This is a genomic window from Lentzea nigeriaca, assembly GCF_016907955.1.
GTDB lineage: Bacteria > Actinomycetota > Actinomycetes > Mycobacteriales > Pseudonocardiaceae > Lentzea > Lentzea nigeriaca.
In genome coordinates this window covers 85,711-109,483 of the sequence record NZ_JAFBCX010000014.1, presented here as the reverse complement: position 1 = coordinate 109,483, position 23,773 = coordinate 85,711, and the positions used below count along the sequence as shown (strand labels likewise).

Sequence of the window (23,773 nt, the reverse complement as noted above, 5' to 3'; positions counted from 1 at the left end):
CCCTTTGCATTGAGCGGGGATACGCGAAAATCCTCCGCCGACCTTCATCTATCCAATGCCCCTATTCACCGGAAATGAGTATTGCGTTCCATTGATTCGGAATGTTTCCATGCCACATGGACATGGGGACAGTGACACCGATCATCGCGTATCTCGTTGCGTTCCTCGGCTCGGCACTCGGCCTGTTGAGCAGCGAACGCGCACGAAACACGAGCGGGGCGTTGCGGAACTGGTGGCTGACGGTGGCCGCGATCTCGATCGGTGGACTGGGAATCTGGGGTATGCACTTCACCGCGATGCTCGGTACCTGGATGGGGACGAACGTCGCCTACGACATCCTCATCACGTTGTCGAGCATGGTGGTCGCCATCGTGGTCGTCGGAATCGGCCTGCTCATAGCACTCAGACGTGACGACGAGCGCTTCTGGCCACTCGCGGCAGGCGGACTGGTCACCGGGCTGGGTGTAGCCGGTATGCACTACACCGGCATGTCGGCGATAGTGATCAACGCCGAAATCAGCTACAAGACCACCACAGTGGTGATCTCCATCGCGATCGCCGTGGTCGCCGCGACCGCCGCACTGTGGTTCACGAAAGAGGTCAGCGGTCCACTGACCGTCCTGGGCGCTTCCCTCGTGATGGCACTCGCCGTCACCGGCATGCATTACACCGGCATGCACGCCATGAGCGTCAAGGTCAGCCAAAGCACCGCGCTCATCCCGGAGAACGCCGAGGAACTGATCATGTCGTTGATCATCGGCGGCGCCGGGTTCAGCGTGATCATCATCTTCATGCTCGCCCTCACGTCCCCCGACGAGGAAGGACGCGAGGACACCGAGCAACTCGACCGAGTCCTGCGCCGGACCGAGTCACGCGGCCTGACCACCTGACGTCGGCTCGCCGACGAGAAAGCAGACCAAGCCTCGCCCCTCGTCGGCGACGAACCAACGGCACTAGGGCCTGTATCGAGGTCCATGTTCGCGATAGCCGGGCCTGACGCGGCCCCTGGCGGCACGCCTCAGGCGCGAACGGGACCTCGATACAGGCCCTAGTCGCGCTCGATCAGGTGCCCGATGACGTCCGGACCGGGATGCGCGTGGCCGGAGCCGTCGCGCCGCTGGTCGACGTCGGGCAGCTCGACCGGCGAGCCCTTGTCGTCCGCGCCCGCGGGCCTGCTGCCGATCCACGCCAGCACCAGGTGCGACTCGCCCTTGAGGAACCGCTGCGACCGCACACCGCCCGTGGCGCGGCCCTTCGCCGGGTACTCGCTGAACGGCGTGACCTTGACGCTCTGCCCCGACGACGTGACGACCATCGGCTCGCCGTGCTCGTCGTCGTCCGTGCGAATGGCCCCGAAGAACACCACGTGCGCGTCGCCGGCCAGGTTGATGCCGGCCATGCCGCCGCCCTTGAGGCCCTGCGGGCGCACCAGCTTCGCGTCGTAGCGCAGTAGCGAGGAGTCACTGCTGATGAACGCGAGCGTCTCGCTGCCGTCGGTGAGCCACGTCGCGCCTACGATCTCGTCGCCGTCCTTGAGCGTGATGACCTCGAACTCGTCCGACCGCACCGGCCACTCCGGCACGCACACCTTCACGGTGCCGAGCTTGGTGCCGAGCGCGAGGCCGGGTGAATCCTTCGGGTCGAGCGGCGCGATGCCGACGACCTTCTCGCCCTTCTCCAGCGACACCAGCTCACTCGCCGCCATGCCACCGCGCAGACTCACCGTCCCGCTCTGCTCGGGCAGGACCGGCAGCGGCAGCACGTCGGTCTTGAACGCGCGGCCGAGGTTCGTGATCAGCACGACCTGCCCGCGCGCGGTCGAGTGGACCACCGCGGCGACGGCGTCGTGCTTCACCCGACCGGCCCTGCGCTTGCCCTCCGACACCTCCTCCGACTCGGCCGCGGTGCGCGCGACGAGACCGGTGGCGCTGAGGATGACCTGACACGGGTCGTCCGCGACCTCCAGCGGACCGGCGGGCTTGGACGCCGCCAGCACCTCCTTGAGGTCACCATCGATGAGGCTCGTCCGCCGGTCGCCACCCAGTTCCTTGGCGACGGTCGCGAGCTCGGTCGAGACGAGCTTCTTCAGCACGGCCTCGTCCTCGAGGATCGCGGTCAGCTCCGCGATCTCCTTGTTCAGCTTGTCCTGCTCGTTCTCGAGCTCGAGCTTGTCGTACTTGGTGAGGCGGCGCAGCGGCGTGTCGAGGATGTAGGAGGCCTGGATCTCCGACAGCTTGAACTGCTTCATCAGGCCGTCCTTGGCGGCGGCGGCGTTCTCGCTGCCCCGGATCAGCTTGATGACCTTGTCGATGTCCAGCAGGGCCTTCAACAAGCCCTCCACGAGGTGCAACCGCTCCTCGCGCTTGCGCCGGCGGAACTTCGTGCGCCGCGTGACGACCTCGTAGCGGTGCTTGAGGAAGACCTCCAGCAACTCCTTGAGGCCGAGCGTCTGCGGCTGCCCGTCCACCAGCACCAGGTTGTTGATGCCGAACGACTGCTCCATCGGCGTGAGCCGGTAGAGGTCCGCGAGCAACGCCTGCGGGTTCACCCCCACCTTGCACTCGATGACGAGCCGGATGCCGTTCTCGCGGTCGGTGAGGTCCTTGACGTCGGCGATGCCGGTGAGCCGCTTGGACTTGTTCACCTCGTCGGTGATCTTCTCGACGATCCGCTCGGCCCCCACGCCGTACGGCAGCTCGGTGACCGTGATGGCCTGCCGGCCTCGGCTCCCTTCCAACGGCCCGATCTCGACCTTCGCCCGCATGCGAACCACACCGCGGCCGGTCTCGTAGGCCTTCCGCACCTCGTCGAGGCCCAGCAGGATGCCGCCGGTCGGCAGGTCGGGCCCCGGCACGAACTCCATGAGCTTGTCGAGGTCGGCGTTCGGGTGCGTGATCAGCCACCGCGCCGCCCCGACCACCTCGCGGAGGTTGTGCGGAATCATGTTCGTGGCCATGCCGACCGCGATGCCGGACGTGCCGTTGACCAGCAGGTTCGGGAACGCCGCGGGAAGCACCGACGGCTCCTGGAGCGAGCCGTCGTAGTTCGGCCGGAAGTCGACCGTCTCCTCGTTGAGCTCGCCGACGAGCTGCATGGCGACCGGGGACATGCGGCACTCGGTGTACCTCGACGCGGCCGGTCCGTCGTCTGGGGAACCAAAATTTCCATGCCCGTCGATCAACGGCTCGTTGAGGCTGAAGTCCTGCGCGAGGCGGACCAACGCGTCGTAGATCGCCGTGTCACCGTGAGGGTGAAACTTGCCCATTGTGTCGCCGACCACGCGGGACGACTTCACGTACGGGGTGTTGGGGCGCTGACCGTTCTCCTGCATCGAGAACAGGATGCGGCGATGCACCGGCTTGAGGCCGTCCCGCGCGTCCGGCAGGGCCCGCGAGTGGATGACCGAGTACGCGTACTCCAGGTACGAGTCCTCGATCTCGGTCTTCAGCGAGTTGTCGAGAACCTTCGCACCGGCCCGGTCGAACGCGGCGGGGTCGACCTTGGTCGTGGGTCCCTTGCGGCGTGCCACTGTGGTAACTCTTTCTGTCTCAGAGGTCGATGGCCGACTGGTCGACCCGTGCGGCGGACTCGACGAGCCAGTTGCGGCGCGGCTCGACCTTCTCGCCCATCAGCAGTTCCAGCGCGGTCTCGGCGGCGTCGACGTCGTCCATGGTGATACGGCGGACGGAGCGGGTGGCCGGGTTCATCGTGGTCTCCCACAACTCGTCCGCGTCCATCTCGCCCAGGCCCTTGAACCGCGGCACCGGCGTGACGACCTGCTTGCCCGCCTTCTCCAGCTGCGCGACCTTCTGCTCCATCTCGCGCTGGGTGAAGGTGAAGTGCGTCTCGGCGTTGCGGCCCCGCGTCATCACCTTGTGCAACGGAGGCATCGCGGCGTAAAGCCGGCCGTCCTCGATCACCGGGCGCATGTACTTGGCGAACAACGTGATCAGCAACGTCCGGATGTGGCTGCCGTCGACGTCCGCGTCGGCCATCAGGATCACGCGGCCGTACCGCATCTGGCTGATGTCGAACGTGCGGCCCGTGCCGGCGCCCAGGACCTGGACGATGGAGGCGATCTCGGCGTTGCGGAGGGTGTCGGCGAGCGAGGCCTTCTGGACGTTCAAAATCTTGCCGCGCAACGGAAGCAGCGCCTGATACTCCGAAACGCGAGCCATTCTCGCACTTCCGAGGGCACTGTCGCCTTCCACGAGAAACAACTCGCTACGCGAAACACCTGTGGTGCGGCAGTCGACGAGCTTGGCGGGCATCGCCGCGCCCTCAAGGGCCGTCTTCCGCCGCGCCGCGTCCTTCTGCTGCTTCTGCGTGAGCCGGACGCGCGAGGCGTCGACGACCTTCTGCAGCACGGTCTTCGCTTCGACCTTGGTCTTGCGGTCCTCGGTCCACGCCCGGACCTGCTGGTCGACGATGCCCTGCAGCACCTTGGTGATGCCAGCGGTGGACAGCTCGTCCTTGGTCTGCGAGGTGAACTGCGGCTCCGGGACGCGGACGTGGATGACGGCCGTCATGCCTTCCAGCACGTCGTCCAGGGTCGGCATGTCCTCCTTGGGCTTGAGCAGCCCGCGGGTCTTGGAGATCGCGTCCTGCACGGCCTTCAGCACCGCGCGGTCGAAGCCGCGGCGGTGGGTGCCGCCGTGCATGTTGCGGATGGTGTTGGTGAAGCACTCGACGGTGCGTTCGTAGCCGGTGCCCCAGCGCAGGGCGACCTCCACCTCGGCCTGACGCTCCACTTTGGACCGCATCACGCCGTTCTCGTCGGCGGCGTTCTCGAAGTAGGTGCCGGAGCCGGTGATGACCAGGGTGCCCGAGACGGCGCGGTCGCCTGCCGGGGCGAGGAAGTCGACCATGTCCGTCAGGCCGTTGGGGTAGTGGAAGACCTCTTCGGAGATCGTGTCTTCCAGCGCTGTGCGCAGCACGTAGGTGACGCCGGGCACGAGGAACGCCGTGTTGCGCATCTTCATGCGGACGGCTTCCACGTCCAGCGAAGCGCCGTTCTCGAAGTAGCGCGCGTCGTACCAGTAGCGGATCGAGGTGCCGGTCGACTCGTTGCGCTTCATCTTGCCGGTGACCTGAAGGCCGCCCTGGCGCGTGAACTTCGCCTTCGGGCCGGGGCCGTCGAAGACGCCGGGCACGCCGTGGGCGAACGACATCTCGTGCACCTTGCCGCCACGCCGCACCGTCACGTCGAAGCGGTGGGAGAGGGCGTTGACGGCCGAGGCGCCGACGCCGTGCAGGCCGCCGGAGGTCTTGTAGCCGGAGCCGCCGAACTTGCCGCCCGCGTGGAGCTTGGTGAGGACGAGTTCCACACCGGACAGACCGGACTTCGCGTGCACGTCGGTCGGGATGCCCCGGCCGTCGTCGTCGACCTGGACGCTGCCGTCGGCGTGCAGCGTGACCACGATCTTCGAGGCGTGGCCTGCCACGCCCTCGTCGGTGGAGTTGTCGACGATCTCGCTGAAGAGGTGGTTGATGCCCCGGCTGTCGGTCGACCCGATGTACATGCCTGGCCGCTTGCGGACGGCCTCGAGACCCTCGAGATGCGTCAGGTCGTCGGCCCCGTACAGGGTCTCTGCGGTCACGGGTCTTTCTCCCTGGTCGTGTGCGGACTGCCTGCAGGGTATCCGGCCACACCGACAATTATTTGCAGGACGCCGCTGTGGCGGCCGTCTCGGTACGCGAAATCGACCTTCACACCCCTGCCCACCAGCGGCAACGTCCAAAAACCCGCGTTGAGGGCGAATTCACGTGTCCGGGCACCCCACGCTTCCGTTCGACCGTGAACGACCGCTCGGGACCTGCCAGGAAGCCGTCGGACCCAAAGAATCCTTTGTGGACAGTCAGGACCCGTGACGGACGGGCGAGCCCGAGGTTGCGCGCGTGACCGCGTCGAGACCTTCCCGAAATTGACCCGTGAACCGGGATGAACACCGGCACGTATGCCCCGGTGTCAACAACGCCAGCGATGGGACGGAGTGAGCGCGTGCGCCATGGTGTGGACTCGGCGGGTCTTTTCCAGCAGACCGCGCACAGCCCGTCCTATTTCGAGCTGACGCGGACCGGTGCGGGCGAACTCGTCGACTTCTGCATCCCGTGCAACCCGTACTTCCCCACCCCTGAGATGTTCGACGAGCTGTCGAAGAACCTCGAGTCGGTCCTCAAGTTCTACCCCAGCGACTCGTCCAAGATCGCTCAGCAGCTCTCCGCCGTGCTCGGGCTCAACCCGGCCACGATCGCCATGTCGAACGGATCGACCGAGCTCATCACGTGGATGGACCACATGTGGATCCACGAGAGCATCGCCATCCCGATCCCCACCTTCGGCAGGTGGACCGACCAGCCGATGGAGAGCAACAAGCGCGTCGACATGTTCCTGCTCCAGGAGAGCGACAACTTCGAGCTCGACATCGACGAGTACATCAAGTTCATCCGCACCCGCGGGTCGCGCGCAGCCGTCATCTGCAACCCGAACAACCCCGACGGCGGCTACCTGCCGCGCCGGGAGATCGTCCGGTTCATGGACGAACTCTCCGACCTGGACCTGATCGTGGTCGACGAGTCGTTCGTCGACTTCGTCGAGGTCGAACGCAATCCCTCGGTCGCGGCCGAGGCGTCCATCCGGCCCAACGTCGTGGTGCTGAAGAGCCTCGGCAAGAACTTCGGCCTGCACGGCATCCGGTTCGGCTACCTGGTCGCGAACCCCGGTCTCGCCGGGAAGATGCGGCAGACGCTGCCGAAGTGGAATCTCAACTCCCTGGCGGAAACCGTCGTGTTCATGCTGGCCGAGCACGAGGCGGAGTACGCCGAGAGCCTGCGTCTGCTGAGCCGCGACCGCTACCGCATGGGCATGGAGCTCTCGCGCATCCCCGATCTCACCGTGTACTCGTCGCAGGCCAACTTCCTGCTGGTCAAGCTCGGCGGCGGCATGGACGGCCGCGAGCTGCGCGACCACCTGCTGTCCCGTCACCAGGTCTTCATCCGCGAGTGCGGCAACAAGCTCGGCATGAGCAGCCGCTTCGCGCGCCTGGTGGTGCGGCCGGAGCGGGACGTCGACCGGTTGGTCGAAGGCATCCGCGACTTCACCCAAGCGAGGTGGACCACAGAACAACCCAGCCACTCCAGCGAACCGTCGCTGTTGATGCACAGCGCCTGAGTCCAAGAAACCGAAAGGCAGAACCGGAAATGTCATCACCGCACGTCCTCAGCGGTCGGCGCGGCCAGGTGGCTGCGGCCGCGCTGGTGGCCGCCACACTGCTCAACGCGGCCATGTTCGGCGGTACGAACGCCACTGCTTCGTCACACCGCGAGGCTCCACTCATCGCGGGCGACCCGGCCGTGGACAACACGGACCTCTACGCGTTCGTGAGTCCTGATCACAAGGACACCGTGACCCTGGTCGGCAACTGGTCCGGGTTCCAGGAACCCAACGGCGGCCCCAACTTCTTCCCGTGGGCCGAGGACGCGCAGTACGACTTCAACGTCGACAACGACGGCGACGCGAAGCCCGACGTCACTCTGCGGTTCATGTTCCACAACGACGACCGGCGCAAGAACAACACGTTCCTGTACACCAACGGCGTCGTGGACTCGCTGGACGACGAGAACCTGTTGTTCCGCCAGCGCTACGACCTCGAGGCGATCTACCAGAACGGCCAGAAGGTCAAGCTGGTCAACAACGCCCCGGTCGCGCCGTCACCCAACGGGCCGGCGTCGATGCCGGACTTCAAGAAGCTGCGCGACCAGGCCATCGTGCAGATCCCCGGTGGCGGCAAGGTCTACGTCGGCCCGTCCGAGGACGCGTTCTTCGCCGACCTGCGGGTGTTCGACCTGCTCTACGGCGGCAACCTGAGCGAGGTCGGCCAGGACACGCTGCGCGGCTACAACGTCAACACCATCGCGATCCAGCTGCCCAAGCACGCGCTGGCGTTGCGCAACGACGTGCACCGCAACCCGAACATCGGCATCTGGAGCACCACGCAGCGGCGCAGCCTGAAGCTCTCGCCGGGCAAGGCGGAGCCGCAGGGCGACTTCGTGCAGGTCTCCCGCCTGGGCAACCCGCTGGTGAACGAGGTCGTGGCCCCCGCGGGCCTCAAGGACGCGTTCAACGGCCTGCGCCCCGACCAGGACGCCGGCGTGAAGGAGCTCGTCGACCGGGTGGTGAACCCGGAGCTGCCGAAGCTGATCGAGGCCATCTACAAGATCCCGGCGCCGAAGGGCCAGCGCGACGACCTGGCCGAGATCTTCCTGACCGGTGTCACGAAGAAGCTGGGCGGCCAGATCAACGCCGACCTGAACTCGCAGGTCAACAACGCCGACGTCGACCAGCGGAAGTTCCGCCCGGCCGAGATGCTGCGGCTGAACCTGATGATCGACCCGAACCCCAACCCGAACCGCCTCGGCCTGCTCGCCGGTGACACGCAGGGCTTCCCCAACGGCCGCCGGCTCGCCGACGACGTGGTGGACATCGCCGTGCAGGCGGTGGAGGGTGCCGCGGCGTCCGGCAAGATCGTCGACGCGCTCGCCGCGGGTGACAAGGTCGACGCGAACGACCAGCCGTTCGAGGCGAACTTCCCGTACGTGGCACTGCCCCGCAACGGCACCGCCGTCAACGCCTCCGGCACCACGGCGAGCGTCGCGGTCAACCCGGTCGGCAAGATCGGCAGCCTGGACCCGATGGCGATGACCACCGCGGTGGGCTCGGCGTTCGTGTTCGGCGCGGGCTTCTGGTTGTGGCGCAAGCGTCAGCAGCAGATCCGCAAGTACGGGTCGCACTCGAAGTGAAGTACCAGATGAGGCAAGCGGTCGCGGTGGGTCTCCTGGCCACCGCGGCGCTTGTCCACCTCGCCGCCTCCGGTCCTGCCGACAGCAGGGCCGGAGGCGAGCAACCTGTTCCGGCCGTGGCGCAGCAGAACCAGATGCACCGCGTGGTGCACCAGCTGCAGCAGCGACTGCACACCCTGCCGGAGGACAAGGCTTCCTGGGCGCAGCTCGGCGCGTCCTATGTGGAACTGGCGCGCGTCACGGCCGACCCCGCGTACTACGCGAAGGCCGAGGGCGCGCTGAGGAACGCGGGCGACACGGGCCTCGCCGCCGTCGGCATGGGCACGCTGGCCAACGCTCGCCACGACTTCCACGCCGCCCGCGACTGGGCGCGGAAGGCCCTCGCCGCGCTGCCCTCGTCCGCGGAGGCGTACGGCGTTCTGGCCGACGCGCTGACGCAGCTCGGCGACGACGCGGGCGCCCAGGACGCGGTGCAGAAGATGCTGGACCTCAAGCCCAACACGGCGTCCTTCGCCCGTGCTTCCTTCCACCTCGAGCTCCACGGCGACGTCAACGGCGCCCGCGACGCGATGACGCGGGCGCTGACCGCTGCCACGACACCAGAGGAAATCGCGTTCTGCCGCTACCGGCTGGGCGAACTCGCGTTCGACCACAACCGGCTCGACGAAGCCGCACAGCACTACGAGCAGGGACTGGCGGCGAGAGGAGACGACATGACTCTCACTCAGGGAATGGCGAAGGTCGCGGCGGCACGGGGTGACGCCCCGGTGGCGCTCGACTCCTACCGCAGGCTCGTGGCCCGCGCACCGCTGCCCCAGTACCTGCAGGAGTACGCGGAGCTGCTGGAAGCGAACGGCAGGACCGAGGAAGCGGCCCGGCAGTACGACGTGCTGTCCGAGCAGCAGCGGCTGATGGAGTCGCAGGGCGCCTCCGACGACCTCGCCGCGGCTCTCGTGGCCGCCGACCGTGGTGACGGCATGCAGGCGCTGCGCCGCGCCGAAGCCGAGTGGGGCCGCAGGCAGAGCGTGTTCGTGGCCGACGCGATGGCGTGGGCGCTGCACATGAACGGCCGTGACGCCGAAGCGCTGGCGTACTCGGACAAGGCCAACGCGCTGGGCTGGCAGAACGCCACGTTCTCCTACCACCGCGGCATGATCCTCGCCGCGCTCGGCCGGGTGGCCGAGGCGCAGGAGGCGCTGGTGCAGGCGTTGCGGCTGAACGCGAACTTCTCGCCGCTGCAGTCGCTGAAGGCCGGCCGCAAGCTCGCGGAGCTGCGAGGCGGCAGGTGAGCCTGTCGGGCTGGGTCGTGCGTCCCGTCCTGATCGTGGCCCTGCTGCTGGCGGGCATCTTCTTCATCAACGGCGAGGCGTCCGCCCACCCGCTGGGCAACTTCAGCGTCAACCACTACCACGGCCTGCACCTGCACCCCGACCGCATCGATCTCAGATCCGTGGTCGACGTCGCGGAGATCCCGACGCTGCAGGAGAACCTGAAGACGCGGGACGCGAAGCAGTGGTGCGACGAGGTCGCCAGGACCGACCGATCCACAGTGGACGGACGGCAGATCACCTGGACGCTCGCCGGTTCCACCAAGGAGCACCCGACCGGTCAGGCCGATCTCAGCACGACCAGGCTGGTCTGCGAGTTCACCGCCAAGGTCGACCTCGACCGGCCGGCGCGGCTCGAGTTCCGCGACGAGTCGAACGTCGACCGGGTCGGCTGGCGGGAGATCACCGCGGCCGGCACCGGTGTCAGGCTGACCGACTCGAAGGTGCCGACCGAGAGCATCAGCAACGAGCTCCGCACGTACCCGGAAGACCTGCTCAGCAACCCGATGGACGTCAGGTCGGTCACGTTCACCGCCGAACCGGGCAGCGGGTCCGAGCCGAAGCAGGCCGCGGGCTCCCCCATCCAGTCGTTGAGCGTCACCGCGTCCGCCCTGAACGACATCCTGGGCAGCCACGAGCTCACTCCGTGGCTCGGGTTCCTGGCTTTGTTGCTGTCGTTGGCGCTCGGCGCGTCGCACGCGGCGTTGCCCGGTCACGGCAAGACTCTCATCGCCGCGTACCTCGCCGGCCGTCAGGGCAGGCCGAGGGACGCGTTCGTCGTCGGCGCCTCGGTGACCGTCACGCACACCGGTGGCGTACTGATCCTCGGCCTGATCATCAGCGCATCGTCGGCGCTCGCCGGTGAGCAGGTGCTGCGCTGGCTGGGGCTCGTCAGCGGCGTACTGATCACGGTGATCGGCGTGATGCTGCTCCGCTCGGCCACGACCAAGGAACCCGCGCTCGCAGGCGTCGGCCACGGGCATGGCCACGGGCACGGGCACGGGCATGGCCACGGTCATGGGCATGGCCACGGTCATGGGCATGGCCACGGACATGGGCACGGGCACGGGCACGGCTACAGCCGGGCAAGCCTGATCGGCATGGGCGCGGCCAATGGACTGGTTCCGTCACCCTCCGCGCTCGTCGTCCTCCTCGGGGCGATGGCGCTGGGCCGAACGTGGTTCGGTGTCCTGCTGGTCCTCGGTTACGGATTCGGCATGGCCGCGACCCTCACCGCTGTCGGATTGCTGCTGGTGAAAGCCCGCGAACGCGTCGAGAAAATCCTGGACGGCCGTGCCACCCGCGCGCTATCCCATTACGCACCCGTCGGCACAGCCGCGATGGTGATCGTGGTGGGAGCATGGCTCACATTGCAGAGCGTCTGAATCACATCAATGTAAGAAGGGCCCGGATTACCCCCTGTCATCTTGGGGAAATCCGGGCCCTTGTCCGTTCTGCCCCTACTTCTTCTGCAGGTTCGCCGCCACGAACGTCTTGCCCTCGGCGTTCTCGACCACGACCGACTTCACCTTCTCCGGCGGGACACTCACCATGCCCGACCTGTTGGCACCCTCGACCTTGGCCTTCTCGGACGAGATCCACGAGTCGACCTCGGCCTTCGAGCCGTCCACCCCGACCACGATCAGCTTGCACTTCTGCGCGGCCGGCAAGCCGGTGACCTCGGCCTTGACCAGGTAGCGGTCCTGCGACGACTGCGTCATCTCCGCCACCATCTTGATCCCCCCGCTTGCCGTTGCCTCGCCCGTGTAGGGAGTGGCCGTCGTGCTCGATCCAGGTGACTGGTTCTGCATGAACACGGCACCACCCCCGAACGCGACCACCGCGGCGACAGCCGCGGCGGCGAGGTAGCCCGGCCAGCGCCGGGACCTGGCGTGCTGCGGTTCGGGATGCTCCTCCACCGCCGGCGGGCTGGCTCTCGGCTGCGGATCCGCCACCCGCGGCTGCGGGATGGCGGACTCGTTCCGTATCTGCCGCAGCGCTCGCTGCAGCACCAGGTCCGACGGCTTGGGCAGGTCGGCTTCGAGCTCGTGCAGGAATGCCTCACGAGGCACCTCGTCGAGCACCATGCGGATCCGGCGGAAGTCGGCGACCTGCGCACGGCAGGGCGGACAGCCCCTCAGATGCTGCTCCACGCCGAGACTCTCGTGCGCGTCCAGAACGCCGAGCGCGTAGCAGCCAAGGGTGACCGCGTCGTGCGCGCCAGCTGTCATACGACCTCCTCGTCGTCCCGATTCGACCCCCGCGGCGAAACGGTGTCATACGGGAAAACGCGGAGATAGGAGTGTCTGGTTCAGCCCGAGAACGAGTTCATTCTGTTTGCTCATAACAATGGCATTACGTAACCGCGCAACTACCCTTCATGGGCTGTCTGAGCTGGGCATTTCACTCGATCGGCGGCTCAAGTCGTCTCGTATGGCTACAGACACGTCTTTCGACGAACCAGCGGTCGATCCTCGGAGGAGATGAACACCTCGAGCCCGTCCAGCACCCGCGCGAGACCGAACTCGAACTCGTCCAACGGCCGTTCGTACCCGCCTGTGGTCCAGATGTGCGTCATCATCGGCAGCCGTTCGGGCGTGAAGTGCCCCCAGAGCTCGTCCCGGTCGTTCCACCAGTCCTCCTCGCTCACCCCGGTCTCCCGTTCGGCGAGGATCCTGTCGGCCATCGTCCTGCCGACCCCGGCGACGAACTGGCCGACCGTCGTCACGACGGCCACGATCTCCTCCGGCTTCAACCCGAGCTCGGACACCGCGGCGAACGCCGCGTCCTGGCGAGTCATCGCGTTCGGGCCCGGCATCCGCCGCGCGTTGGTGAGCTGCAGCAGCCACGGATGGGCGCGGTACATCGACCACATCTGCCGCGCGTAGAACTCCAGGCCCGCGCGCCACGGCCCCCTCGGCGTGTGCTCGGTCTCGCCCCACACGGCGTCGACCATGAGGTCCAGCAGCTCGGACTTGCCGGGCACGTGCCGGTACAGCGACATGGTGGTGAAGCCCAGGGTCTCGGCGACGCGGCGCATGGTCAGCGCTCCGATGCCCTCGGCGTCGGCGACCTTGATGGCGGCCTCGACCACGCGCGCCCTGCTCAGGGCGCCTTTCGGCTCCCGCGTGACCTGCGCGTCCGGCTCCCACAACAGGCGCACGCTGCGGTTCCGGTCGTCCTGCTTCACCCAGCCCCCTCGTTCACAGCTTCCTTGCGTGTGAATCCTAGTGCCGTGTACAACGTACACTCTGCTTACTTTGTACACACGGGGGTGACGTCGTGGGGCACGCGGTGTTCGCGGAAGGCCTGCGGAAGAGGTTCGACAGGAAGGCGGCGCTGGACCGGTTCGACCTGGCCGTGCCGGCGGGAACGGTGTGCGGGCTGCTCGGCCCGAACGGCGCGGGCAAGACGACGGCGGTGCGGATCCTGGCCACGTTGCTGCGCCTGGACGGCGGCCGAGCGGAGGTGGCGGGCTTCGACGTGGCCCGCGAGGCGTCCCAGGTGCGCCGCCAGGTGGCGTTGAACGGTCAGCAGTCCACCGTCGACGACGTGCTGACCGGCAGGGAGAACCTGGTGATGTGGGGGCGGCTCTACCACCTCTCGAAGCGCCAGGCCTCGGTTCGAGCCGGCGAGCTGCTGGAGCAGTTCGGTCTCACCGACGCCGCGGACAAGCGCGCCAAGCACTACTCGGGCGGCATGCGGCGGCGCCTGGACCTGGCGTCGAGCTTCATCATGCGGCCGTCGGTGCTGTTCCTCGACGAACCGACGACGGGCCTCGACCCGCGCAACCGCGGCGAAGTGTGGCGCGAGGTGAAGCGGGTCGTCGGCGAGGGCACCACGGTCCTGCTCACCACGCAGTACCTGGACGAGGCCGACCAGCTGGCCGACCAGATCGTCGTGCTGGACACGGGCCGCGTGGCCGCGCAGGGAACGCCGGACCAGCTCAAGTCCAAGCTCGGCGGCGACCGGATCGAGGTCGTGGTCAGGACTTCCGAGGAACTGCCGGTCGTGCGCGGCGTGCTCGGGCCGGACGCCGAGGTGGATCCCGACGGGTTCCGGGTGAGCGCGGCGGTGACCGACCGGGTGGCCGCACTGACGCGGGTGACGTCGGCACTGGCTTCGCACGGCGTGGAAGTCGAGGACATCGCGTTGCGGCGCCCCACGCTGGACGAGGTCTTCCTGGCCATCACCGGGCACAAGGCATCGGAGGTGCGCGCATGAGGTACGCCGTGATCGACTCGTGGGTGGTCGCCAAGCGCGACCTGATCCACTGGCTGCGCGAACCGGTCAGGGTGTTCGCGAACCTGGCCTACCCGATCATCTCGGTGCTGATCTTCGGGCTGGTGTTCGGCAGCGCGATGAACGTCTTCGGCGGCGGCGACTACATCGAGTTCCTGCTGCCGGGCATGTTCGGCCAGACCATCGCGTTCGGCGTCGGCACCACGCTGATGATGGTCTCGATGGACGCCGACCGCGGCGTGACGGACCGCTTCCGCGCCTCCCCGATGTCGCAGACCGGGGTGGTGGCCGGGCGCAGCATCGCCGACCTGGTCAACTCGTCGCTGGAACTGCTGGTGCTGGCGTTGTGCGGGCTGGTGATCGGCTGGTCGTTCCACGACGGGCCGCTCGACGCGCTGCTGGCGTTCGCGCTGTTCCTCTGGCTGCGGTTCGCGCTGGTGTGGGTCGGCATCTACCTCGGCCTGCTGGTCAAGCCGGAGGCGGCGCAGGCGTCGTGGATGTTCCTGTTCCCGCTGACGATGTTCGCGAACACGTTCGTCTCGCCGGAGCTGATGCCGGGCTGGTTACGGGCGGTGTCCGAGTGGAACCCGCTGTCGTCGACGGTGGCGGCGGCACGGGAGCTGTTCGGCAACCCCGGTGTCGGCGGCGACTCGTGGGCGGCGCGGCACTCGCTGCTACTGGCCGTGCTGTGGCCCGCGGTGTTCGTGGCGGTCTTCTGGCCGCTGTCGGTGCTGAAGTACCGCAACCTCAGCCGCTGACCCGCCGCTTGCCAGGAACACGGTCCGGAACTGGTCGGCGAGCCAGTGCGCGAGCAGCTTCCGCCAGTTCCGGACCATCTCCTTCTTGCGCTCCGGCAACGTGCCGTCGTCCTCCCACTCCTGCCAGTCCTCGCTCGCGAGCCAGCCGATGCACCCCGCGATCCGGTGCGTCCTCAGCAGGTTCGGGTCCGGCCTGTGCCCGTAGCCGGTCCAGAACGACTGCGGCAGCTCGACTCCGTGCAGGTAGAGGTGTTCCTCGAACGCGGCGAGCTCGTCGAGCGGGTTGCCCTGACCGGGGTTGTCCCAGTCGATCAGCGTGGCTCGATCGTCGCTGACGATGATGTTGTGGAGGTTCACGTCGTTGTGCAGCAGGCCGATCTGGTGGATCACCCGGAACGCCCTGCCGATGCGCGCCCACACCGCGTCGGACACCGGCAGCGCCTCCGCGAGCGTCCTGCCCTCGACGTACTCGACCAGCACGTCACCGCGCGCGTTCTGGGCGAGGATCGCCGGTGCGCCCGGCACCACGAACTTCGGCAGGTCGCGGGCCACTTTCGGTTGCCGCAGCACGGCTTTGCGCCCGTCCGCGAGCGTCACGAGGTGCAGGACGTTGGTGAGCCCGTCACCCTCCAGCGGCTCGATGCGGACGGCGGTCTCCAGCAACCGGAACAAACAACCACCTCCAGTGGCAAATGGTGTAACACAGGACACATCGGACGACGAAGTACGTCGGGGGATGCATTCGGCGGCGATGTACGCATGGAGGCATACCGATGACCCAACGCTATCGGCGCAGGCGTCTCGCGTTCGTGTCGGCACTGGCACTGGTACTGCCACTCGCCGTGACCGGCCACGCACTCGCTGATCCCACCAACAACACCCCGGCCAAGCTCACCAAGGCTGTCACGCTGAACAGCGTGCTTCGCCACCTCGACGCACTTCAGTCCATCTCGAACACCCACGGCGACCGCGCGGCAGGACGTCCCGGCTTCCGCGCGTCGGTCGACTACGTGGTGGGCAGGCTGAACGCGGCGGGTTACGCACCGACCGTGCAGCCGTTCGACTTCACCTACGTCGAGGACAACTCGGTGCTCGACGTCCTCGCGCCGATCTTCACGTCGTACCGCAGGGATCTCGACTTCACCTACACCGACTTCGTGCCGAGAGCGGAAGGTGACGTCACCGGCGCCCTTCAGGCGGTCGACCTGGTCCTGCCGCCCACCCCGACGCCCAGCAGCACCAGCGGCTGCGACGCGGCCGACTTCGCCGGGTTCGTCCCCGGCAAGATCGCGTTGATCCAGCGCGGCACCTGCAACTTCACCATCAAGGTGGCCAACGCGCAGGCGGCGGGAGCGGTGGCGGTCGTGCTGTTCAACGAAGGCCAGCCTGGCCGCACCGGGCTCGTGATCCCGATCGGCGACGCGACGGGCCTGACCATCCCTGTCGTGTCGGCGACGTTCGACGTCGGCAACCAGCTCGCCGCCCTCCCCTCGCCGACGGTCCGGGTGAAGGTGGACGTCACCACCGAGACGCGCACCGCGTGGAACGTGCTCGCCGAGTCGCAGTACGGCGACACGAACAACGTCGTGATGGCCGGTGCCCACCTCGACAGCGTGCAGAACGGGCCCGGCATCAACGACAACGGCAGCGGCACGGCGGCGTTGCTGGAGACCGCGATCCAGATGTCGAAGGTCAGGACCAACGCCAAGGTCCGCTTCGCGTGGTGGGGCGCCGAGGAGTCCGGTCTGCTCGGATCCGACCACTACGTCGGCGCGCTGACCCAGGCGGAGCGGGACAGGATCGCCCTGTACCTGAACTTCGACATGGTCGGGTCGCCGAACTACTTCTACGGCATCTACGACGGTGACGACTCGAGCCATACCGCCCCGGTCGCCATCCCGCCGGGGTCGGCGCAGATCGAGGACGTGTTCGAGAAGTTCTACGCCGACCGCGGGCTGCCGTCGGAGGACACCGAGTTCTCCGGACGTTCGGACTACGGCCCGTTCATCGCGGTCAACATCCCCGCCGGCGGCCTGTTCACCGGCGCCGAGGGCGTGAAGACGGCTGGGCAGGCCGCACGGTACGGCGGAACCGCCGGTGTCGCGTTCGACTCGTGCTACCACCAGCCGTGCGACAACCGGTCGAACCTGAACCTGACCGCGCTGGACGTGAACGCCGACGCGATCGCCACCGCGGTGATCACGTTCGCCTTCGACACCTCGACGGTCAACGGCGTGCGAGCGCCCGGCAAGTCGCACGGGCGCCCGCCGCGGGGTGTGCTGTCCTAAGAGGACCAGAGGTCGCACCGGTGATCCGCCGGTGCGACCGGCTCTGTCGCGAACAGCCGGACGTCCTGGCGTGCCCAGCCGGGCTGTCCGGTCCTCGCGAACCGGCTCCACGCCCGCGCCATCTCGTCCGACAGCATCCGCTGCGCGTCGCTTAGCGTGACGCCGCCGTACCGCAGCACGAACGGCAGCTCCGACCCGTGATACGCGCCGTAGTCGAACTCCGGCATGCCGGGGAAGATCATCGGCGGCCGAGGCTCGGCGAACTCGTAGCCGAACGCGTGGGTCTGCGTCCTGAGCTCATCCGTTGTGCACGCCGACGTCATCGCGGTGAGGACGTTCGAGAGTTGCTTCCTCTCGTCGCCGCCCTTCGCCGGGTAGGCGCCGAGGATCTGCTTGGCCTTGGCAGCCCCGAAGCTCTGCGTGAGTGCCTGCTCGTAGCCGTTGGCGTCGAGCGGTGGGTAGAACATCGCCACGAACACCGTCAGCTCGTCGCGCGTGGTGCCGGCGAGCACGGGAACGCGGTGGAAGCGGCCTCCCCGGAGTGCCGTGATCGGGTTCTCCGGCAACGCGTCGGTGTCGTAGGCGGGAGCGGAGAACAGCGGTGTCAACGCCTTGACCTGCTGGACGCTCAGATGCCGAAGGCACTGCACGTCGGCGCACCCGTGCGGTGCCTTCGCCCCGGCCTGCTCGACGTCGGCGCGGTTCGCCCAGGTGTGGTGGACCTGGTTCTCCCCGACCGGGATGCCGAGCCGGCACGGTCCACTTTGGATGATGGCGCGGTGGAAGAGGTCCCTGGTGCGCGGTGAGGTGAGCTGCGCGCACGTCGACAGCCCGCCCGCGGACGCGCCGAACAGCGTGACGTTGTGCGGGTTGCCGCCGAACCGCCGGATGTTGCGCTGCACCCACTCCAGCGCCTGCTGCTGGTCCTTCAGCCCGAACGCGCCGGAGCCGGGCAGCCCCGGGAACCCGAAGTACCCGAACGCGCCGAGGCGGTAGTTGACGGTGACGACGACAGAACCGTTGCGCACCAACTGGTCCACGCCGTAGTCCGATCCGGCGCCGCTGGTGAAGCTGCCGCCGTGGAGCCAGACCATGACCGGCCGGTCGACGGCGCCCGCCGGTGTGGTGACGTTGAGGTACAGGCAGTCCTCGGCGTCGCTGGCCGGACTGCCGAGCCCGGCGTCCTGCGCGCAGCGAGGTCCTGGGCGCGTCGCGTCGAGAACGCCCTGCCAGGGCCGCACGGGCTGCGGGTCACGCCAGCGGTTCTCCCCGGTCGGCGGCGCGGCGAACGGGATGCCCTGGAACGTGCGCTGTGCGTTGATGACGGTTCCCGACACGAATCCGGTGTCGGTGCGGACGGTCGTTCCCGCGGCCTGGGCGGGAACAGCGGTTGCGGCAACGAGAAGGGCCGCGATCAGAGTTGTCGAGGTTGAACGCATGTCGTTGATCAACCTAGCGGGGCGCGCAACCGGTTTCATGTAGTTTCGTAGAAAACCTTCTGGGGGCAGAATTGAAGACGGCAGTGGTGACCGGCGCGACCGGCAAGCAGGGTGGCGCGGTCGTGCGCCACCTCGTGGCAGCGGGATGGACCGTCCGCGCGCTGACCCGCAACCCGGCGGCGGACGTGCACGGCGCCTCGGTGGTCGTCGGCGACCAGGACTCCCGGGACTCGCTCGTCCAGGCCTTCTCCGGCGCCGACGCCGTGTTCAGCGTGCAGCCGGCGCCGCACGATCCCCGCTCTCCGCAGGGCTACTCCCCCGCCGTGGAAACGCGCTGGGGCCGCAACGTCGCCGACGCCGCTCTCGCTGCGGGCGTGCCGCACCTCGTGTACTCGTCGCTGGTGGCCGCGACGTCCGAGACGGGCGTCGCGTCGTTCGACAGCAAGTGGGAGGTGGAGCGGCACATCGAGGACATCGGCGTGCCCACGACAGTGCTGCGGCCGACGACGTTCATGGACGGCCTGTACTCCCCCGGCATGACACAGCTGACGCACCTGCTGCACCCCGAGGCGCGGTACCACCTGATCGCGGTGGACGACATCGGCGCCGTCGCCGCTCGGGTGTTCGCCGACCCCGGCCGGTTCATCGGGTCGTCGCTGTCCCTCGCGGGAGACGCGCTGACGCCGGTGGAAATAGCCGGGCTGATCGGCGTTCCGTACCAGCAGTTCGAAGTGGACGATCCGGAGCTGCGCAAGGTGTTCGGCAGGCACGCGGAACCACCGGTCGACATCGAGGGCCTGCGCGTCCTGCACCCCGGTCTGCGGTCCTTCGCCACGTTCCTCGCGGAGGCCGGCTAGCGAAATCAACGGTCCGGGCGCACCCTGGTGCGATGGCGCGCCTGCTGACCCCGCGCTTCGCCCTGCTCACCGCCGCTGACCTGGGCTACTTCACCGCGATCGGCATCGCGGTGTACGCACTGCCGCTGTACGTCACGGGCCCGCTGCACGAGAGCAAAGCCGCGGCGGGCCTCGCGTTCGGCGCCTTCGCCATCTCCGCGCTGGCGCTGCGCCCGTTCGCCGGCCGCCTGACCGACCGCATCGGACGAAGACCGTTGCTCGTGGGCGGCACCGCGCTGGCCGCCACCAGCCTCGCGTTGACCGCACTGGCGACCGACCTCCCGGCGATCATCGCGCTGCGTCTCCTGCTCGGCGTCGCCGAGGCCGCGTTCTTCGTGGCCGGGTTCGCCGCCCTCGTCGACATCGCCCCGCCCGAGCGCCTCGGCGAGGCCGTCAGCCTCAACTCGCTCGGCCTCTACCTGGGCCTGGCCGTCGGCCCGCCGCTGGGCGAAGTCCTCACGCAACGGTCGTTCCCCACCGCCTGGCTCGCCGCCGCCGCACTCTGCCTGGCATCCACGGTCGTCTCGGCGTTCATGGGTGAAACCGGCACACCCACCACCACGAACACCAAGCTGATCCACCGCCCGGCCATCCCGCCGAGCATCGCGCTCTGCACCTCGTTGGTGGCGATCGGCGGCTTTCTCGCGTTCGCGGCGCTGAGGGCCCAGGACGAGGGGTTCGAGAACACCAGCCTCCCGCTGTTCCTCTACGGCACCACGGTCGTCGTGTCGCGAGTGGCGTTCGCCAAGATCCCGGACCGCCTGCCACCGCTGAAACTCGGGGCCATCGCCCTGGCCGTCATCACGCTGGGCATGATCCTCACCGCGCTGCCGCACACGCTCATCGCGGGCAGCGTCGTGCTGGGCCTCGGCGTCACGTTCAGCACCCCGGCGTTCTTCGCCGCCGTCTTCGCCACGGCCGCACCGCACCAGCGCGGTGCCGCGTCCGGCACCGCCAGCGCGTTCATCGACATCGGCCTCGGTGGTGGACCGATCCTGCTCGGCCTCGTCGCGAACGCGAGCATCCCGGCCGCCCTCGTCACCGGCGGCGCGCTGGCCGCGGCGGGTTGCCTCTGGACGCTCGCGCTGCGGCGCGCCCTGACTCATTGACGCCGGACCACGAACGCCACCACCAGGATCAGCGCACCAACCGCGAAGGCCGACCCGAGCACCCACAGCCCGTAGACCGCGAACGCCACGAACTCCGACCCGATCGCCGCGACCGAGGTCACCGTGGCACGGGCCTCCGACTCGATCCGGTGCTGCAGCTCGGTCTCGATCTGCACCAGCACGAACCGGTACAGCCCGTAGAACAGTCCCAACAGGACGATCGCCACCGGCACGGCCAGCGCTGCGGCCACGATCAGCACGACGCCCGAGGCGAACAGCACCCAGCCACGGAAGGGCAACCTGCCGCCGAGCGACGCACCGGCCGCACCCAGCAAGGGCACACCGATCGTCGCGAGCGGCACCCACACCGTCGGCACGTCCCAGTCCTGGGCCAGCAGCGTGAAGTACTCCTCGAACGCGTCGATCGCGTACACCAGCGCCACCGCGATCACCGCGCGTTTGATCGGCACCGATGCGCACAGGCCGGTCCGCAGGGTCGCGAAGTAGCTCTCGTGCTCCGCGGATTCGCGCGGAGGTTCCGGGAACCGCAACGCGATCACGGACGACAGCAGGCACATCGCGACGGAAGCCCAGCCGGCCAGCTGATAACCGCCGAACGCGAACAGCGCCGTGGCCACCACGGCCACCGGAACCTGGGCGATCAGCTCGATGGTGTCGACACGGGCGTTGAGCCGTCCGTACTCGGCCTCGTCGCCGTTGGCTGCCAAACCGTCGTAGAGCAGGGCTTCGAACGCGCCCGAGGTGAGCGTTCCGCCGAGACCCCACAGCACGAAGCCGATCGCGAATCCCCAGAACGACCGGAAGAGCACCCAGTCGGCATACGCGAACGCTTGCAGCACACCGGAAGCGATCAACGAGCTCCGCCGCGAGAATCGGTCGGCGATCGCGCCGGACGGCACCTCGAAGACGACGGCCGTGGTCGACCAGATCGCGAGCAGCACGGAGATCGACGCGTCCGACAGTCCACTGTCGGCGAAGAGCAACGCGTACAGCGCGTAGATGGGCACGAGGTGCGTGCACCACGCCCACGCCGTAGCGGTTCGGGTCAGATCAGATGAAGATCAATGTCGTCGACGCATGGCACAAGGCTAAGCCGTCAGCGCCACCGAATAAATGGCGCTGACGGCTCGCAGTCGCTCAGAAACCGGCGGTGACGCGGGTGAACGCGAGATCCGCCTGCTGGATACCCGAGCAGTTGGCCGCGACCTGTCCGTCGCAGCCGCCGCGGTCGCGGTTCACCGACCAGAAGGCGAGCCGGCCGAGGCCGTTCGACTTCGCCCAGTCGCGGATCGCGGTCCAGTCGTCCACGGAGGTGAGCTCGCGCTGGTCGGACAGACCGTTCATGCCGGAGATGCCGACGTGTTTGAACGCCTCGGCGTCACTCCAGCCGAAGGTCGACTTCAGCTTGTTCTTCAGCCCCGTGGCCGCGCCGATGGTGTCGGTGCGGATGTTGGAGCTGCCGAAGTCGAACGGCATGATCGTGAAGATGTCGATGTTCGCGCCCAGCGCCTTCGACTGGTCGATCAGCCTGGCACCGTAGAAGTTCGGGCCGGTGGTGCCGGTGCCGAACGTGATGATCGTCTGGATGCCGGGGTTGTTCTGCTTGACGATCTTCAACGCGGTGATGATCCGGTCCTGGACCGTCGTGTTCTCGAACTCGTCGGAGTTCTCGATGTCGATGTCGATCGCCTTGAGCCCGTAGGCGTTGATCACCTGCTGGTACGCCCCGGCCAGCGCTTCGGGCGTCGAGCAGTTCGGCCCGAGCTTGTTGCCGCTCCAGCCGCCGAACGACGGCACGATGTCACCGCCGGCCGCACGGATCGAGTTGATCGTCTGCTGGTCGACGCCACCGGTGAGCGGACGCTGGCCGTCCCACGCCGGTGCGCATCCGCCGCCGGACAGCACGAACGCGAGGGTGAACCACTTGACGCCGGTCGAGCTCATGACCTGCGTGGCGCTCTGCGGGTTGCCCCAGCCCAGGTACAGGTAGGGCGCGCCGCGTCCGGTGCCGGGCAGCGGCGGGTTCGACGTGGTCGTCGTCGTGGTGGTGGTCGTGGTCGTCGGGGGCTGCCCGGTGCCGTCGCACGATCCGCCGTTGACCTTGCAGTTGGACGGGCTGCCGCCGGAACCGCTCACGACGAAGCCGAAGCTGGCCGAACCACCCACCGGCACGTTGCCGTTCCAGGTGCTGCGGACCGTGATGTTCTGTCCGCTCGCGGTGTAGCTGCCGTCCCACAGCGACCCGATCGACTGTCCGCTCGGGAGCGTGAACTCGACGGTCCACGACGAGAGTGCGGACGAGCCGCCGTTGGAGATCGTGTACTTGGCCTCGTAGCCGCTGCCCCACTCCGACGTCTTGGTGAACGTCGCCGTCACGCCCGTCGCGCCGCTCGCTGGGGCGGCGACAACGCCTCCGACCACGGTTGCCATCGCCAGACCCAGGGTCAGGAATTGCCAGCGGAACCTCTTCATGGTGCTCCATTCACGTGCAGGGGGAACGTGATGGCGAGCACGCTAACTGGTCTGGACCACACGTTCAAGTGCGTGAACAGACCGTGAGTTGTGGGAGCGCTCCCTCTTTCCGTCAGCCCAGATTCACCCGCTCCGCGTCACGTTCCTCCAGCAGCTGGAGCAACGCGTACGTGGTCTGCCGCTGCTCCTCCAGCAGCTTGACCAGCCAAGAGCCGAAGTACAGGAACCCACCGATCCCGATCAGCCCGACCCCGAGGATCCCGCCCGAGACCACGTACGGGATCTGCTCCCACACGTACCCGGTGTGGGCGACACCCCACCACGCGAAGAGGATCGCCGCGATCCCCGCCGTCATCAGCATCGTGCCGATGAACCCGAGCCCGCTGCGCATCCGTGCGCGGCGCCGGTCCTGCATGGTCAT

At 68.0% G+C, this 23,773-nt stretch carries 19 protein-coding genes; 10 read left to right on the top strand and 9 right to left on the bottom strand.

From position 1 onward, the window contains the following. Positions 1-122 precede the first annotated feature (122 nt). Positions 123-890 (top strand): MHYT domain-containing protein, encoded by a 768-nt coding sequence (locus JOD27_RS34870; protein WP_204766588.1) that lies wholly within the window; start codon positions 123-125, stop codon positions 888-890. A gap of 158 nt (positions 891-1,048) precedes the next feature. Here the strand turns inward: JOD27_RS34870 and JOD27_RS34865 are convergent, their stop codons facing one another. Beyond that, complete coding sequence (locus tag JOD27_RS34865; protein WP_204766587.1) at positions 1,049-3,529, bottom strand: DNA gyrase/topoisomerase IV subunit A; 2,481 nt, start codon at positions 3,527-3,529, stop codon at positions 1,049-1,051. Between the two features lie 19 nt (positions 3,530-3,548). Beyond that, positions 3,549-5,600 carry a DNA gyrase/topoisomerase IV subunit B gene (locus JOD27_RS34860; protein WP_204766586.1) on the bottom strand — a complete coding sequence of 684 codons (2,052 nt, stop codon included), beginning with the start codon at positions 5,598-5,600 and terminating at the stop codon, positions 3,549-3,551. A gap of 401 nt (positions 5,601-6,001) precedes the next feature. On the opposite strand from JOD27_RS34860, the gene JOD27_RS34855 reads away from it, so the two are divergent. The 4 genes from JOD27_RS34855 to JOD27_RS34840 are packed head-to-tail and all read left to right on the top strand — an operon-like array spanning position 6,002 to position 11,512. Further along, positions 6,002-7,171: a pyridoxal phosphate-dependent aminotransferase gene (locus tag JOD27_RS34855; RefSeq protein WP_204766585.1), complete on the top strand. Its 1,170-nt coding sequence runs from the start codon at positions 6,002-6,004 to the stop codon at positions 7,169-7,171. A gap of 29 nt (positions 7,172-7,200) precedes the next feature. Further along, entirely contained in the window at positions 7,201-8,799 is a 1,599-nt protein-coding gene (locus tag JOD27_RS34850) for a DUF4331 domain-containing protein (RefSeq protein ID WP_204766584.1), read from the top strand. An 8-nt stretch (positions 8,800-8,807) separates the two neighbouring features. Continuing rightward, positions 8,808-10,088, top strand: a complete 1,281-nt coding sequence (locus JOD27_RS34845) for a tetratricopeptide repeat protein (RefSeq protein ID WP_204766583.1) — start codon at positions 8,808-8,810, stop codon at positions 10,086-10,088. Next, the gene (locus JOD27_RS34840) at positions 10,085-11,512 is read left to right on the top strand and encodes a nickel/cobalt transporter (RefSeq protein ID WP_307830498.1); all 1,428 of its coding nucleotides are present in this window, start codon (positions 10,085-10,087) and stop codon (positions 11,510-11,512) included. Before JOD27_RS34845 ends, JOD27_RS34840 begins: the two co-directional genes overlap by 4 nt. Before the next feature lie 75 nt (positions 11,513-11,587). Here JOD27_RS34840 and JOD27_RS34835 read toward each other — a convergent pair whose 3' ends face one another. After that, complete coding sequence (locus tag JOD27_RS34835) at positions 11,588-12,358, bottom strand: anti-sigma factor family protein (protein ID WP_204766582.1); 771 nt, start codon at positions 12,356-12,358, stop codon at positions 11,588-11,590. 206 nt (positions 12,359-12,564) lie between these two features. Continuing rightward, entirely contained in the window at positions 12,565-13,317 is a 753-nt protein-coding gene (locus JOD27_RS34830) for a TetR/AcrR family transcriptional regulator (protein ID WP_204766581.1), read from the bottom strand. 92 nt (positions 13,318-13,409) lie between these two features. On the opposite strand from JOD27_RS34830, the gene JOD27_RS34825 reads away from it, so the two are divergent. Together JOD27_RS34825 and JOD27_RS34820 are read left to right on the top strand one after the other, a co-directional pair. Next, positions 13,410-14,351 (top strand): ATP-binding cassette domain-containing protein, encoded by a 942-nt coding sequence (locus JOD27_RS34825; RefSeq protein ID WP_204766580.1) that lies wholly within the window; start codon positions 13,410-13,412, stop codon positions 14,349-14,351. Then, positions 14,348-15,127: an ABC transporter permease gene (locus JOD27_RS34820; RefSeq protein WP_204766579.1), complete on the top strand. Its 780-nt coding sequence runs from the start codon at positions 14,348-14,350 to the stop codon at positions 15,125-15,127. The genes JOD27_RS34825 and JOD27_RS34820 overlap by 4 nt, the downstream gene beginning before the upstream one ends. Here JOD27_RS34820 and JOD27_RS34815 read toward each other — a convergent pair. Continuing rightward, on the bottom strand, positions 15,044-15,799 hold the full coding sequence (locus JOD27_RS34815; RefSeq protein WP_204766578.1) for a lipopolysaccharide core heptose(II) kinase RfaY: 756 nt from the start codon (positions 15,797-15,799) through the stop codon (positions 15,044-15,046). The genes JOD27_RS34820 and JOD27_RS34815 overlap by 84 nt on opposite strands. A gap of 101 nt (positions 15,800-15,900) precedes the next feature. Here JOD27_RS34815 and JOD27_RS34810 point away from each other — a divergent pair, with 101 nt between their 5' ends. After that, positions 15,901-17,415, top strand: a complete 1,515-nt coding sequence (locus JOD27_RS34810) for a M28 family metallopeptidase (RefSeq protein WP_204766577.1) — start codon at positions 15,901-15,903, stop codon at positions 17,413-17,415. Here JOD27_RS34810 and JOD27_RS34805 read toward each other — a convergent pair. Then, positions 17,412-18,854, bottom strand: a complete 1,443-nt coding sequence (locus JOD27_RS34805) for a carboxylesterase/lipase family protein (protein ID WP_204766576.1) — start codon at positions 18,852-18,854, stop codon at positions 17,412-17,414. The genes JOD27_RS34810 and JOD27_RS34805 overlap by 4 nt on opposite strands. A gap of 71 nt (positions 18,855-18,925) precedes the next feature. Between JOD27_RS34805 and JOD27_RS34800 the strand changes: the two genes are divergently transcribed. Together JOD27_RS34800 and JOD27_RS34795 are read left to right on the top strand one after the other, a co-directional pair. Further along, positions 18,926-19,711: an NmrA/HSCARG family protein gene (locus JOD27_RS34800; protein ID WP_204766575.1), complete on the top strand. Its 786-nt coding sequence runs from the start codon at positions 18,926-18,928 to the stop codon at positions 19,709-19,711. Between the two features lie 32 nt (positions 19,712-19,743). Next, positions 19,744-20,859 carry an MFS transporter gene (locus JOD27_RS34795; RefSeq protein ID WP_204766574.1) on the top strand — a complete coding sequence of 372 codons (1,116 nt, stop codon included), beginning with the start codon at positions 19,744-19,746 and terminating at the stop codon, positions 20,857-20,859. On the opposite strand, the gene JOD27_RS34790 is transcribed toward JOD27_RS34795, so the two are convergent. The 3 genes from JOD27_RS34790 to JOD27_RS34780 form a co-directional block, all read right to left on the bottom strand. Beyond that, positions 20,853-21,887, bottom strand: coding sequence for an MFS transporter (locus JOD27_RS34790; RefSeq protein ID WP_204766573.1), 1,035 nt, complete (start codon positions 21,885-21,887; stop codon positions 20,853-20,855). The genes JOD27_RS34795 and JOD27_RS34790 overlap by 7 nt on opposite strands. A 130-nt stretch (positions 21,888-22,017) precedes the next feature. Further along, positions 22,018-23,352, bottom strand: a complete 1,335-nt coding sequence (locus tag JOD27_RS34785; protein ID WP_204766572.1) for a cellulose binding domain-containing protein — start codon at positions 23,350-23,352, stop codon at positions 22,018-22,020. A 112-nt stretch (positions 23,353-23,464) separates the two neighbouring features. Continuing rightward, positions 23,465-23,773 carry a hypothetical protein gene (locus tag JOD27_RS34780; RefSeq protein WP_204766571.1) on the bottom strand — a complete coding sequence of 103 codons (309 nt, stop codon included), beginning with the start codon at positions 23,771-23,773 and terminating at the stop codon, positions 23,465-23,467.